This window comes from Actinoplanes siamensis, assembly GCF_016862395.1.
Taxonomy (GTDB): Bacteria; Actinomycetota; Actinomycetes; order Mycobacteriales; family Micromonosporaceae; genus Actinoplanes; species Actinoplanes siamensis.
This window is the reverse complement of sequence record NZ_BOMW01000051.1, coordinates 18,025-31,864: the sequence shown is the minus strand read 5'-3', so window position 1 is coordinate 31,864 and position 13,840 is coordinate 18,025. Positions and strand designations below refer to the sequence as shown.

General features: G+C 70.7%; 9 protein-coding genes. 4 read left to right on the top strand and 5 right to left on the bottom strand.

The features are described 5' to 3' along the window. Positions 1 to 544: 544 nt before the first annotated feature. The gene (locus tag Asi03nite_RS25230; RefSeq protein ID WP_203682941.1) at positions 545 to 3,817 is read left to right on the top strand and encodes a Calx-beta domain-containing protein; all 3,273 of its coding nucleotides are present in this window, start codon (positions 545 to 547) and stop codon (positions 3,815 to 3,817) included. Positions 3,818 to 3,874: 57 nt separating this feature from the next. On the opposite strand, the gene Asi03nite_RS25225 is transcribed toward Asi03nite_RS25230, so the two are convergent. The 3 genes from Asi03nite_RS25225 to Asi03nite_RS25215 form a co-directional block, all read right to left on the bottom strand. Then, entirely contained in the window at positions 3,875 to 5,782 is a 1,908-nt protein-coding gene (locus Asi03nite_RS25225) for an ABC transporter ATP-binding protein (protein ID WP_203682995.1), read from the bottom strand. 112 nt (positions 5,783 to 5,894) lie between these two features. Beyond that, the gene (locus Asi03nite_RS25220; RefSeq protein ID WP_203682940.1) at positions 5,895 to 7,631 is read right to left on the bottom strand and encodes an ABC transporter ATP-binding protein; all 1,737 of its coding nucleotides are present in this window, start codon (positions 7,629 to 7,631) and stop codon (positions 5,895 to 5,897) included. Next, positions 7,625 to 8,251 carry a TetR/AcrR family transcriptional regulator gene (locus Asi03nite_RS25215; RefSeq protein ID WP_203682939.1) on the bottom strand — a complete coding sequence of 209 codons (627 nt, stop codon included), beginning with the start codon at positions 8,249 to 8,251 and terminating at the stop codon, positions 7,625 to 7,627. The genes Asi03nite_RS25220 and Asi03nite_RS25215 overlap by 7 nt, the downstream gene beginning before the upstream one ends. A 97-nt stretch (positions 8,252 to 8,348) precedes the next feature. Here Asi03nite_RS25215 and Asi03nite_RS25210 point away from each other — a divergent pair, with 97 nt between their 5' ends. After that, positions 8,349 to 10,013 carry an alkaline phosphatase family protein gene (locus Asi03nite_RS25210; protein WP_203682938.1) on the top strand — a complete coding sequence of 555 codons (1,665 nt, stop codon included), beginning with the start codon at positions 8,349 to 8,351 and terminating at the stop codon, positions 10,011 to 10,013. A 102-nt stretch (positions 10,014 to 10,115) separates the two neighbouring features. Here the strand turns inward: Asi03nite_RS25210 and Asi03nite_RS25205 are convergent, their stop codons facing one another. After that, positions 10,116 to 11,087, bottom strand: coding sequence for an Acg family FMN-binding oxidoreductase (locus Asi03nite_RS25205; protein WP_203682937.1), 972 nt, complete (start codon positions 11,085 to 11,087; stop codon positions 10,116 to 10,118). A gap of 171 nt (positions 11,088 to 11,258) precedes the next feature. On the opposite strand from Asi03nite_RS25205, the gene Asi03nite_RS25200 reads away from it, so the two are divergent. Then, positions 11,259 to 11,939: an adenosylcobinamide amidohydrolase gene (locus Asi03nite_RS25200; protein ID WP_203682936.1), complete on the top strand. Its 681-nt coding sequence runs from the start codon at positions 11,259 to 11,261 to the stop codon at positions 11,937 to 11,939. Positions 11,940 to 12,037: 98 nt separating this feature from the next. Here Asi03nite_RS25200 and Asi03nite_RS25195 read toward each other — a convergent pair whose 3' ends face one another. Further along, positions 12,038 to 12,622 carry a DUF1684 domain-containing protein gene (locus Asi03nite_RS25195; protein ID WP_203682935.1) on the bottom strand — a complete coding sequence of 195 codons (585 nt, stop codon included), beginning with the start codon at positions 12,620 to 12,622 and terminating at the stop codon, positions 12,038 to 12,040. A 97-nt stretch (positions 12,623 to 12,719) separates the two neighbouring features. On the opposite strand from Asi03nite_RS25195, the gene Asi03nite_RS25190 reads away from it, so the two are divergent. Beyond that, positions 12,720 to 13,697 carry a class I SAM-dependent methyltransferase gene (locus Asi03nite_RS25190; protein ID WP_203682934.1) on the top strand — a complete coding sequence of 326 codons (978 nt, stop codon included), beginning with the start codon at positions 12,720 to 12,722 and terminating at the stop codon, positions 13,695 to 13,697. Positions 13,698 to 13,840 lie beyond the last annotated feature (143 nt).

Genomic DNA, 13,840 nt, shown 5'->3' with positions numbered 1-13,840 from the left:
CCTCCGACACTCAGCCGGCGGGTGTGGGCCGGTCGTGAGAGGTCTCCGGGGTTGCCGGAGTCGTCCCCAGGGAGCAACTGGGCCGGGAGCGCGGCGGGGGAACGCGGCGCGACGGGCTCGCGGAATCCGGAGAGTCCGGGCGGGAGCGGCGGCCGGGACCACAGCGGACGTCCGACATGAAGTACGTGATCGTCGTCGATGGATGAATGTGGACGCTTCGCGTTCGTGAACGTTTCTCCGCCGGAAAAAGGCGTTCCGCCGAATAGAGCCCGTTATGCCGGTTAGATTACGGATAGCTCCGCCTCACGTGGCTGTTCGTCTGCGTGTTCGCGCTGCTGAGGGCCGGTATTCCCGGTGCCCCGACCGCCCAAGGTGCGGTACCCGAACAGGCGACCTCATCGGCCTCTGGCGCTGGAGGTTGCCCAGCCGCCTAAGGAGACAGGAAAGAATGCGTCATCGACCCATCCAAGCGGCGCCGCGAGAGCGGGTGCCGATCGCTCTATGGGGATCCACGCGAATCCGGCAGGTTCTGGCGTCCGTCGCGGTGTCGGCCGCGGCCCTGGTCCCGGCGACGTTCGTTGCGTCACCGGCCTCCGCCGCCGCCATCCCGAACCTCACCATCAGCCCCGCCGGTGTCTGGGAGGGAGGAACGGCGAGCTTCACGGTGACCTACACCGGCACCACGTCGTCGGGCGCCGTCACCTTCGACACCGCCGGCAGCGCCGAGAACAGCAACCTGACGGCGACCAAGGGCACCGACTTCACCGGTACGCCCAGCGTCGCCTCGTACACCTTCCCCGGTACGGCCGCCGGCGGCACCAACAGCATCACGGTGACCGTCGACACGACCGCTGACGCTTCGGCGGAGTCCGACGAGACGTTCCAGCTGACCGCCACGGCCGGCAGCAACACCTCGACCGGAACCGGAACGATCTGGGAGCCGGACCCGAACAACGAAATCACGCTCGCCGGACCGTCGGCGGCGGTGCCGGAGACAGCCGTCGGTGGCAACCAGCCGACGGTCACCATCACCGCCACCTCCACCAACCCGCAGGACCACGACGTGGTCATCCCGGTCCGGACGGCGAACGCGGTCCTGGACCTGGACAACACCCCCGGCCCGGACACACCGAACTTCACCACCGCGTGGGCCACACCCTCGGGTAACGCGAACCGGGACTACACGGCGCTGCCCGCCGACGCGGTCATCACCATCCCGGCGAACCAGACCAGCGGCTCGACGACGGTGACCCTCTGGGACGACACCTCCGACGAGAACGACACGCAGTACTTCAACGTCGAGCAGGACCCGGACCGGGCCACGCTCGGCGGCGCCGTCGTCAGCGCGCAGAGCGCGGTACGGATCGGCATCAAGGACGACGACGCCCTCCCGGTCGCCACCATCGCCGACGCCACCTCGGTGGTCGAGGGCAACCGTCTGGTCTTCCCGCTGAACCTCACCAACCCGTCCGAGAAGGGCGTGCCGCTCGACGTCACGGCGGCCGGTGACACCGTCGGCGGTACCGCCGGCGCGGCCAAGGTGGACCCCACCGACGACGGCACCGACACCGACGTCATTCTGACCACCGCGCAGGCGCACACGACCATCCCTAAGTACGCCTCCACCAGCAACCTGTCGTTGACCACCACGACGAACCCGACCGGCCCGAACGCGTTCGAGGGCCCGGAAGGCGTCAAGGTCACCATCGCCGAGCCGGTCAGCGGCGCGACGTCGAAGCTGGGCGCCAAGACGACCGCGACGGGCATCGTCACCGATGTCGGTCAGATGAAGACGGTCTACTACGGCGTCACCTCGGGGCCGACGAACAACACCGACCGGGCCTTCATCGAGGGCAGCAACGGCCCGGTGGAGCGGAACATCTTCGTCAAGTTCGACACGCCGGCCCCGCAGGCGGCGGTGCTGAACTACACCTTCGCCGACGGCACGGCGAAGAACGGCGAGGACTTCACCGCCACGGGCGGCTCGGTCACGCTCCCCAAGGACGCGACCGAGGTGAAGATCCCGATCACCATCAACGGCGACCGGACGGCGGAGCCGAACGAGGACTTCAACCTCGTGGTCACCAGCCCGAGCGGCGTGGTGGACGAGGCTTTCCTGGGTGAGCAGAGGTTCACCATCACGGACGACGACGCGGCGCCGACCTGGACCACCGAGGACATCAAGGTCCAGGAGGGCAACACCGGCACGACGCTGGCCCGGGTCCCGATCCGGCTGAGCGCGGCCGCTCCGGCAGACCTCACGTTCACCGTCGCGTCCGTGGCCGACGCCGGGGCCGAGGACAACACCACGACGTACGGCTCCAACGACTACGACACGCCCACCGCCACGACCGTGACCGTCAAGGCCGGCGAGACGGTCGGGTACTACGACGTCCCGGTCAACGGTGACGACATCTACGAGCGCGACGAGGCTTTCACCGTCACCTTCACGCCACCGATCTCGGGCCTGACGCCGTCGCCGGCCACCACCCGGACGCAGTCGCGGGTGACCATCGGCAACGACGACGCCATGCCGAAGATGCAGTTCTCCCAGGGCACCGTCGCCGAGGGCGGGTCCATCCCGATCACCGGCACCATCGTCGGGACCTCGCAGTACCCGTACGACCTCGGGGTCACGGTCGGCGGTGGCGCCACCAACCCGGCGACCGCGGGCGCCGACTACCAGCTGCCGGACAACCTGGCGAACTGGACTCTGCACGTCAGGCCCGGGGAATACGGTGACCTGGCCGGTTCGCCGTTCTTCATCACCAACCCGCCGGTCATCAGCGTGCTCAACGACACCATCGACGAGCCTACCGAGACGCTGGACATGACCGTCAACGAGACGTCCTCGATCCTGACCGGCTTCGCCACCTCGGCGACCACCGTGAAGATCGCCGACGACCCGCTGGACCTGCCGCCGGCGGCGACCATCCAGGCCGAGGTCACCGCCGACGAGGTGGATGGCACCGCCACCGTGCCGGTCAGCATGACCTTCACCGGTGACGCCACGTCGACGGTGCAGACCGTGACGATTCCGTACTACACGGCGGACGGCACCGCCAAGGTCGGCCAGGACTACAAGCTCGCCAAGGGCACCCTGTCGATCCCGCCGGGCACCATGAACGCCGTCATCAAGGTGCCGCTGATCAACGACCCGAACGTCGAGCCGGACGAGTTCTTCTCGGTCCGCCTGGGCACCCCGCAGCCGCTGGGCGCCTCGGTGATCAACGGCGACTCCACGGTCACCATCAAGTCCGACGACACCACCGTCCCGGTCGCGCCGACCCTGACCCTGACCGGTCCGTCGAGGGGCGCCGGCTCGGTCACCGCGTCCGGCAAGGCCACCGCGGGCACCACCGTCACGCTGTACGGCGCGGCGCTGCCCACCACCGCCAAGACCGGCATGAAGGCGGTGGCCACCACGACCGCCACCTCGTCGGGCACCTACAAGTTCTCGCCGCGGGCGATCAGCACGGGCTGGGCGTTCTACGTCAAGACCTCGGCCGGCTCGACCTCGGTCAAGACGGTCAGGCTGACCCAGTCGCCGTCGCTGAGCGTGTCCACCAGCAAGGGCAAGCTGGCCGTCACGGTCATCGGCAACCCGAAGGCCTCCGGCCAGACGGTCACCATCCAGCGCAAGAGCGGCAACAGCTGGGTGAAGGTCGGCTCCGGCAAGACCACCTCCACCGGGTTCAAGGGCTCGTGGAGCTTCCGGTCGGGCACCAAGCTGACGGTGCGGGCGCTGGTCTCCGGCAACACCAGCACGGGGATCAACGCGGGCTACTCCGCCAGCAAGTCGATCACCATCAAGTAGGCGTCATCTGACCCGAGACGACGGGGGCGGCCACGCGGCCGCCCCCGTTCCCCGGTGTCAGTCGACCTCGGCCACCGCCTGGGCGAACTGCGCCGAGTACAGCCGCGCGTACGCCCCCTCCGCCGCGATCAGCTCCTCGTGCGTGCCCTGTTCCACGATCGACCCGTTCTCCATCACCAGGATCAGGTCGGCGTCCCGGATGGTGGAGAGCCGGTGTGCGATCACGAAGCTGGTCCGGCCGGTCCGCAGCGTGTTCATCGCCCGCTGGATCAGCACCTCGGTGCGGGTGTCCACCGAGCTGGTCGCCTCGTCCAGGATCAGGATGCTCGGCTCGGCCAGGAACGCCCGGGCGATCGTGATCAGCTGCTTCTGGCCGGCGCTGACGTTCGATCCCTCCTCGTCGAGCGTCGTCTCGTAGCCCTCCGGGAGCATCCGGACGAACCCGTCGACGTGTGCGGCCTCGGCGGCCCGGACGATCGCCGCCTCGTCGTGGTCGTCCGCCCCGTACGCGAGGTTCTCCGCGATCGTCCCGCCGAACAGCCAGGTGTCCTGCAGCACCATCCCGATCTGTTCCCGCAGCTGCTCGCGGGGCATGGTCGCGATGTCCACCCCGTCCAGGGTGATCCGGCCGCCGGTCACGTCGTAGAACCGCATCAGCAGGTTGACCAGTGTGGTCTTACCGGCCCCGGTCGGCCCGACGATCGCGACGGTCTGCCCCGGTTCGACGGCCAGCGACAGGTTCTCGATCAGCGGCTGGTCCGGGGTGTAGCGGAACGACACGTTCTCGAACGCGATCCGGCCCTGGACCGGCGGCATCTCCAGCGGCGCCGGGTCCGGTGTCTGCTCGGGCGCGTCGAGCAGGGCGAACACCCGCTCGGCGGAGGCCACCCCGGACTGCACCAGGTTGGCCATGCTGGCCACCTGGGTCAGCGGCTGGCTGAACTGGCGCGAGTACTGGATGAACGCCTGCACCTCGCCCAGTGACAGCGAGCCGGACGTCACCCGCAGGGCGCCGACCACCGCGACCAGCACGTAGTTCACGTTGCTGATGAACATCATGGCCGGCTGGATCATGCCGGAGATGAACTGCGCGCGGAAACTGGAGGCGAACAGCTGGTCGTTGTGCTCACGGAAGGTCTGCTCGGCCTCGTGCTGCCGGCCGAACACCTTGACCAGCGAGTGCCCGGTGAACATCTCCTCGATGTGCCCGTTGAGCCGGCCGGTGGTCTTCCACTGGGCGACGAACTGCGGTTGGGCCCGCTTGCCGATGAACGTGGTCAGGAAGAACGACACCGGAATGGTGACCAGCGCGATCAGCGCCAGCAGCGGCGAGATCCAGAACATCATCCCGAGCACCCCGACGACCGTCAGCAGCGCCGTGATGAGCTGCGCGAACGTCTGCTGCAGGGTCTGCGCGATGTTGTCGGTGTCGTTGGTGGCGCGGCTGAGCACCTCACCGCGCGCCTGCTTGTCGAAATAGGAGAGCGGCAGCCGGGACAGCTTCGCCTCGACCTGGTTGCGCAGGTCGAAGACGGCGGTCTGCACCACCCGCGCGGTGATCCGGCCCTGGAACACGCCGAAGACCCAGGCGAACAGGTAGACCACGACCACCCAGGCCAGCACCCGCAACAGCTTGTCGAAGTCGATGCCCTGGCCGGGGATCACGTCGTTCATCCCGGCGAGCAGGTCGGCGACCTTGCCGTTGCCCTGCCGGCGCAGCCCCTCGACGGCCTCCGCCTTGGTGACGCCGGCCGGCAGCATCCTGCCGACCACGCCGTCGAAGATCACGTCGGTGGCGTGGCCGAGCAGCCGCGGGCCCAGCACCGACAGGAAGACCGAGGCCACACCGAAGAGCAGCACCAGGCCGACCAGCGCGCGCTGCGGCGCGAGCATCTTGAGCAGGCGCTTGGTGGAGCCCTTGAAATCCTGCAGCTTCTCCGGCGGTCCGCCGGCTCCCATCATCATCCGGGCGGCCGGCGGGCCGCCCACCGGCCGCGCGGGCGGGCGGTTGGGCGCGGTCACGCTGTGCCTCCCCGGGCGCGCTCGCCTGGCCCTTGCTTCGCTGCGGTGCGGTCGGTCACGCCGCGGCCTCCTGTTCGGTGAGCTGGGACAAGACAATTTCGCGGTACGTGGGGTTGCCGTCCATGAGTTCCTCGTGCGTGCCGGTCCCCACCACGCGGCCGTCGTCGAGCACCACGATCCGGTCGGCGTCCCGGATGGTGCTGACCCGCTGCGCCACGATCACCACTGTGGCGTCCGCGATGTACTCGGTGAGCGCGGCCCGCAGCGCGGCGTCCGTCGCGTAGTCGAGCGCCGAGAACGAGTCGTCGAACAGGTAGATCTCCGGCCGGTGCACCAGCGCCCGCGCGATCGCCAGCCGCTGCCGCTGCCCACCCGACACGTTGGTGCCGCCCTGCGCGATCGGGGCGTCCAGCCGGCCGTCCATCTTCTCCACGAAGCCCTTGGCCTGGGCGATCTCCAGGGCCTCCCAGAGCTGCTCGTCGGTGGCGTCCGGATTGCCGTACCGCAGGTTGGTGGCGACCGTGCCGGTGAACAGGTACGGCCGTTGCGGCACGATGCCGACCAGCCGGGAGAGCAGGGCCGGGTCCAGCTCGCGGACGTCCACACCGTCCACCAGCACGCTGCCCTCGGTGGCGTCGAACAGCCGGGGGATCAGGTTGAGCAGGGTGGTCTTGCCGCTGCCGGTGGATCCGATGATCGCTGTCACCTCCCGGGGGCGGGCGATGAGACGTACCTCGGAAAGCACCGCGGCCTCGGCCCCCGGATAGCGGAAGCTGACCTCGCGCAGCTCCAGCTCGCCGTGCCGGGTCACCTCGGTGACCGGCGCCGCGGGCGGCGTCACCGAGGTCGCGGTGGAGGTCACCTCCTGGATCCGCTCGGCGCACACCTCGGCCCGCGGGATCATGATGAACATGAAGGTGGCCATCATGATCGACATGAGGATCTGCATCAGATAGCTGAGGAACGCGGTGAGCGCGCCGACCTGCATCGCGCCGCTGTCGATCCGGTGCCCGCCGAACCAGAGCACGGCCACGCTGGACAGGTTCACGATCAGCATCACGGTGGGGAACATCAGCGCCATGATCTTGCCGGCCCTCAGCGAGACCTGGGTGAGGTCGTCGTTCGCCACCTCGTAGCGTGCCCGCTCGCGATCGTCGCGGACGAACGCCCGGATCACCCGGATGCCGGTGATCTGCTCGCGCATCACCTGGTTGACCCGGTCCAGCTTGACCTGCAGGCCGCGGAAGAGCGGCCGCATCCGGCTGATGATCAGGCCGACCACGCCGATCAGGATCGGGATGATCACCAGCAGCAGCGAGGAGAGCGGCACGTCCTGGCGCAGCGCCAGCACGATGCCGCCGACGCACATGATCGGCGCCGAGACCATCAGCGTGAAGGTGAGCAGCACCAGCATCTGGATCTGCTGTACGTCGTTGGTGGTCCGGGTGATCAGCGACGGCGCGCCGAACTGGCCCACCTCGCGCGCCGAGAACGTCTGCACCCGGCTGAAGATCGACTCACGCACGTCGCGGCCGACCGCCATCGCGGTGCGCGCCCCGAAGTACACAGCCACGATCTGCGCCGCGATCTGCAGCACGGTGATGCCGAGCATCCCGCCGCCGACCCGCATCACGTAACCGGTGTCCCCCTTGATCACGCCGTTGTCGATGATGTCGGCGTTCAGGGTCGGTAGGTAGAGCGTCGCGAGCGTCTGCAGGAACTGGAAGAACACGATCAGGCCGATCGTGTTCCAGTACGGCCGCAGGTGCACGCGAAGCAGTCTCATCAGCACGTCGCTTGCTCCCCCGAATCTTCTGGTTTGTCGTGCAGGATGCCGTCCAGCAGCAGCGACGCCAGCTCGGCGCCGTTGAACTCCTCGCCGTCGCCGAACGGGCCGAACGTGTTGGCGCCGCAGTAGAGCAGCAGCAGCCGGGCCGCCTTGGCCGGCGACACCCGCAGCCGGGCCGCGTCCGGCTGGAGCACCTCGGTCACGGCGGCCAGCAACCGCCCGCGGGTCGAGCTCATCCGCTCGCGGGCGTCCGGGCTGCTCTCGCCCGTGATGATCAGGCGCCGGGCCGAGTGCATCAGGCCCGCGTTCTCGGTGAACCGGGTGTGCACGATGTCGGCCGCCCGCATCAGCCGGGACCGCAGGTCCGCCGAGCGGTCGATGGCGGCCAGCGCGTCCAGCGTGGGCTGCGGGTCCAGCGCCTTGACCACCGAGCAGACCACCAGCTCGTTCTTGTTGCTGAAGACGCCGAAGATGGTGCCCTCGGCGACCCCGGCGGCGTTCGCGATCTGCCGGGTGCTCACCTCGACACCGTGTTCGTGCAGCAGCGGGATGGTCGCCGCGATCAATGCGGCCCGCCGCTCGTCCGGCGCGAGGGCCGGTTGACGTCTGCGTCGGTTCTCCACGACGGACACAGTAATGAGCGAGCGCTCACTCATCCACTGACTTTTGTCATGGGCCTGTCGTCGAACCGCGAACGGCATACCGGCGTATCAAGGGAACGTGAGCCAACCAGCCAAGCCGTACCGCCGGGTCGTCCGTCAGGTGACCACGGGTTTCGCCGCAGTCCTCGTCTTCCTCGCGCTGGTCCTGCCGGACCAGATCACCCGGCTCCCGCCGGGCAACCACTGGTACACCGCGCTGGTCCGGATCCCGGTCGAGGCGCTGGTCGCCGGTGTGGTGCTGCTGGTCGCGCCGCCGCGAGCGCGCCGCTGGCTGGCCGCCGGCCTGGGCCTGGTGCTCGGCGCGCTCACCGTGGTGAAGCTGATCGACATCGGCTTCTTCGCGGTGCTGGCCCGCCGGTTCGACCCGGCGCTGGACTGGACGCTCTTCGACGACGGCTTCAACTTCCTGATCGACTCGGCCGGCAAGGCCTCCGCGGTCGGCGTCGCGGTCGGCGCGATCCTGCTCGCCGTGCTGCTGATCGCCGGGATGGCCTGGGCCATGCTGCGGCTCACCACGGTCGCTGTGGGACACCGGCGGCTCGCCGCGGGCACGCTGGGCGTCGCCGGAATCACCTGGATCGCCCTGTTCGCGATGAGCTACCAGCTGATCGGCGGCATCCCGGTCGCCTCGACCGCCGCGGCCGACCTGGCCCGGGACACCGCGCTGGCGCTGCCCGAGGACCTCGCGGACAAGCGCAGGTTCACCCAGGAAGCGCTCAACGACGCGTACCGCGACCAGCCGGGCGACCAGCTGCTCACCGCGCTGCGCGGCAAGGACGTGGTGATCTCCTTCGTGGAGAGCTACGGCCGGGACGCGGTGGAGAACCCCGAGTTCAACGGCGCCGTGCTCACCGCGCTCGCCGGCGGCGACAAGAAGCTGGCCGCGGCCGGGTTCGGCGCTCGCAGCGGATTCCTCACCTCGTCCACCGCGGGCGGCGGCAGCTGGCTCGCGCACTCCACGTTCCTGTCCGGCATGTGGGTCGACAACGAGTCCCGCTACCGCAGCCTGATGGCGACCGACCGGCTCACGCTGACCCGGACGTTCAAGAACGCCGGGCACCGCACGGTGGGCATCGAGCCGGGCGTCATCTACGCCTGGCCGGAGGGCCAGTTCTACGGGTACGACCAGGTCTACGACAAGGCCGCGCTCAACTACCACGGCCCGCAGCTCAGCTGGTCACCGATGCCCGACCAGTACGCGTTGTCGCAGTTCCAGAAGTTCGAGTACGGCAAGCCGGGCCGCGGCCCGCTGCTCGCCGAGATCACCCTCACCTCCAGCCACACCCCGTGGGCGCCGGTCCCCGGCATGCTCGACTGGGACCAGCTCGGCGACGGCAGCGTCTACGGCCCGCTGGTGCGGAGCGCCCCCACCGCCAAGGACGTCTGGAAGGACGACAAGAGGATCCGCACCGAGTACGCCCGATCGATCGCCTACTCGGTCGACAGCCTGGTCGACTGGGCCGCCAAGTACGGCGACGACAACCTGGTCATGGTCTTCCTCGGCGACCACCAGCCGGCCTCGGTGGTGGTCGGACAGAACGCCGGCCACGACGTGCCGATCACCATCGTCGCCAAGGACCCCAAGATCTTCGACCGGATCTCGTCCTGGGGCTGGACCAGCGGCATCAAGCCGGCCGCGGACGCGCCGGTGTGGCCGATGAACACGTTCCGGGACCGCTTCCTGGGTGCCTTCGCGGCGTCTGATGGCCACGCTGGCGCCTGATGGCCTGGTCACCGACGGGCGAACTGCGTTGTGGTTCCGGTAGGGCCGGTTGGGGTGGTCGGCTGGGAACGGTGGGAGCGGGGTGGCGGTGGGTTGACCGGGTCAGTCCTCGACCCGGATCACCTGGGTGGCGGGGAGGCGGGGGGTGTGCGGGGGAGCGGTCCGGGCCGGGTCCTGCAGGCCGAGACGCAGCGCCAGGTAGGGAACTCCGGCGCCGCCCAGCATCCGGCGCAGCGCGTCCCGGGTGAACGGGACCTCCACCGGCCCGCTGAACGGCAGCACGGTCACCGCGTGCTCGGTGGCGGCCAGCCACAGCCGGCTCAACGACTCCCCGCCGCGCAGCCAGTCCGGCTCGGCGTCCCCGGTGCCGTACAGCACGGCGTACGTCGCGCTCCGGTCGTGCCCAGCGCCGGCCTCGACCGTCCCGGCGGTCTGGAAGTCGCGCTCCGCGACAGTGGTCAGCGGCATCTCGGCGGGCAGCGCCGACGACGGGATGCCGGTGCCCTCCGGCCGCTCGCCGCCCACCCAGGTGGCCAGCTCGGCCCGCGCCCGGTCGTCGGCGGCCTCGGCCGCCTGCGCCCGCTCCACCGCGACGGCCAGCTCGAGAACCTGGTCCCGGCCCAGCACGTGCAGCCGCGCCCCGGCCTGTTCGGCCGCCTTGACCAGCTGGTCCAGCACGTCCTCGGGCACCGCCTCGTCGCGGACCGTGCGCCTGTCGGTGCGCCGCACCTGCAACATCTGCAGATGCCGCGTCGCCTCCGCCTCGGCGGTCCGCCGCTCCCCTGGCGTGATCACCGCGAGCGGCGCGTCCGGCGCCAGCGAACCGACCCGCTCCACCGTGTGCGCCCAGCCCTCGGCGTCCAGCGCGACCCGGGCGTGGTGCAGCGCCGCCCCGCAGCTGATCAGCAACATCCGGGCGTCCGGGTCCTGGGCGCGCAGCTGGCGCTCGGCCACCGCGAACAGCTCCAGCCGGTCGGCCCGGACCACCCAGCGCCACGGCTGGGTGTTGTGGATCGAAGGGGCGAGCCGTGCCGCGTCCGCCGCTCGCACCAGTGCCTGCTCGACCTCGCTCATACCTCAATGTTGCCCCGCGGGGGCACGACCACCTAAGGCCGAAGGGCTCTATTTCGCGGCCTCGCGTCGTACCCGCGTGATCGCCGGACAGGACCCGGCCGGCTTCGGCACTCTCGTCATCGACGGGCAAAACGCGCGTCGGTCGTGGTTACTTCCGGGAGCTGGTGCCGCATGTTCGCCGAACCGTCCCTGACGCATCGCAAGGAGGACGGCCACGAGGTTCCGCTGCTGCTCTGGCGGTTCCCGGAGCCGGTGCTCGCCGCCTCCAGCGCGGTCCTGGGCGGCGGCGCCGGCCTCCGCGGGTGGCTGATCAACGCCAGCGTCCCGATGTCCTACGCCCGCCCCGACCCGGAGGCCCACCTGACCGCTCTGGCCGCCGGACTGAACCTCACCGGCCCCGGCATCGGCCTGCTCACCGGCGTCGACGTGCACGACGTGGTCGCCGCCGTCGAGGACGGCGTGCACGTCTACGCCACCGTCGGCCTGGGCGCCCCGATCCGTGCCGCCGAGCCAGGCGTCACCGGTCACGGCCACCACCCGGGCACCGTCAACATCGTCGTCTGGGTCCCGCAGCGCCTGGCCGACGGCGCGTTGATCAACGCGGTGGTCACCGCCACCGAGGCGAAGACCCAGGCCCTGAGCGACCTGGGCCTGACCGCCACCGGCACGGCGACGGACGCCGTCGCCGTCCTGTGCCCGGCCACCGGCGAGCCGGCCCCCTACGGCGGCCCGAGGTCCCACTGGGGCACCCCGCTGGCCCGCGCCGTCCGCGACGCCGTCCACGACGGCGGCGCCGTCAACCTGGCCACCGGCCGCTCCTGGTCCGACCGCGCGGCCGGCCCGCCCCGGTGAGCCCACCGGGGCTGGTGGTGTCCGACCAATCGCGACTGGATCCAGGGGCAGTGCCGAGTGCCCGGGGTGTGTGCCGCGCGACCCTGGCCGCGACCAGGTCAGTGGTACGTCAGTTCGCCGACCTCCAAGCGGGTCGTGACGCGGTTCTCCGGTGGGGCCAGCGGGCACGCCCACCGGGGGTCGTACGCGCAGCTGGGGTTGTAGAGATAGTTGAAGTCCAGCCGGACCCGGTCGGAGCCGAGCCACTGGACGCCGCGGCCGTGCGTGCCCTTGACGGTGTCGGTGAGGTAGCGGCCACCACCGTACGTCTGATCGCCGCACGTGCCGTCGCGGAGCGGGAGGAACAGGCCGCCGCCGTAGGCGGCGATCCACCAGAGCGTGAGCTCGCCGAACGGGGTCCGCAGGATCCCGGCCCGGGTGTACCGGACGACGCCGTCCGGGCCGCCGGTGTCGATGGCCAGCTCCCCGTCCGCCGGCCGCAGCGGCACGTCGACGATCGCCGCCTCGTCGGCCGGGTAGTACCGCAGGCCGTCGAAGGTCGCACGTTCCCCGGGCGGGATCGGCGACTGCGGATGGGTGGCGAACAGCTCGTCCCGGCGGGTGCGGAAATCCGACAGATCGCCCGCGCCGAGGTACATGCGGGCGACCGCGGCCCGGAAATCGGCCAGCTCCAGTGACTCCATGCCGGGAACGGTAGCCGCGGATCACCGCAGCTCACACCGGCGTGCTCGGGTGAATGAAACGTTGCGCGGGTCACAGCCCGGCTGCATTCTGGTGGGCGTGCCGGAACGGATTAGCGAAGTCGCCGCCCTGTTGGCCGAGGTGCTGACGCCGCGGGCGCCGCTCACCGTGATCGTCGACGGCGGCGACCCGGGCGCGGCGGCCCACTTCGCCGCACGGCTCGCCGCGGCGTTCCCGCCCTCGGCCCGGGCCTGGAACATCGACGCCGTGCTGGGACTGATCGGGCCGGGCGGAGGCGGCTCCGGCTCGGCGCTCAACGTGCTGGAGCCGGCCACCGACCAGATCCTGGTCTACCTGCGGGGCGGTCCGCGGAACCGGTTCATCGCGGGGGACGGGGAGCGGCGCGCCCAGGTGGTGATCGACCACCGGGACCCGGACTGGCCGGTGATCCGGCACGTGCACCCGTCGCTGGCCGACCCGGACCGGTGGTACCTCTCGGAGAGCCGGGCGTTCTTCACCGCCCGGGCGGCGAACTGGGACGTCAAGTTCGGCGACGACCTGCCGGCGTACGCCGAGGCCGTCCAGCAGGCCGGGGTCCGGCCCGGCGACGTCGTGCTGGACGTGGGGTGCGGCACCGGGCGGGCGCTGCCGGCGCTGGCCGGCGCGGCCGGGCCGACCGGCCGGGTGATCGGTCTGGACTTCACGCCGGGCATGCTGGCCGAGGCGGCCCGGGCCGGCCGGGACAGCGCGGCCACCCTGGTCGTCGCGGACGCCCGCCGCCTGCCGGTCGCGGACGCCACCGCCGACGTGATCTTCGCGGCCGGGCTGGTGAACCACCTGCCGGATCCGGTGGCCGGTCTGGCCGAGCTGGCCCGGGTGACCAGGGCCGGCGGGCGCCTGGCGATCTTCCACCCGGTGGGCCGGGCGGCGCTGGCCGCCCGGCACGGGCGCACGCTGCGGCCGGACGAGCCGCTCGGGGAGACCCGGCTGACTCCGTTGCTGGCGGCCTCCGGGTGGGTGCCGACCTCGTACGAGGACGGCACGGACCGCTTCCTGGCCCTGGCCACCCGTCTCTGACCGTCCCCCGCATCCGGATCGACATTCACCACAGTGGGTACGACGACGCCCCGCCCCGGGGAAAAATCACGTGCTCCCCGCCACGGCGCCGAAGCTCGCCGATCTCGCGTGCGGCATGCGAGGCTGGCACCGGCAAAATGAGG

Coding starts and splice junctions, on each gene's coding strand:
- Asi03nite_RS25225 (WP_203682995.1), bottom strand. CDS start 5,782: ATGATGATGGGAGCCGGCGGACCGCCGGAGAAGCTGCAGGATTTCAAG.
- Asi03nite_RS25205 (WP_203682937.1), bottom strand. CDS start 11,087: ATGAGCGAGGTCGAGCAGGCACTGGTGCGAGCGGCGGACGCGGCACGG.
- Asi03nite_RS25200 (WP_203682936.1), top strand. CDS start 11,259: ATGTTCGCCGAACCGTCCCTGACGCATCGCAAGGAGGACGGCCACGAG.
- Asi03nite_RS25195 (WP_203682935.1), bottom strand. CDS start 12,622: ATGGAGTCACTGGAGCTGGCCGATTTCCGGGCCGCGGTCGCCCGCATG.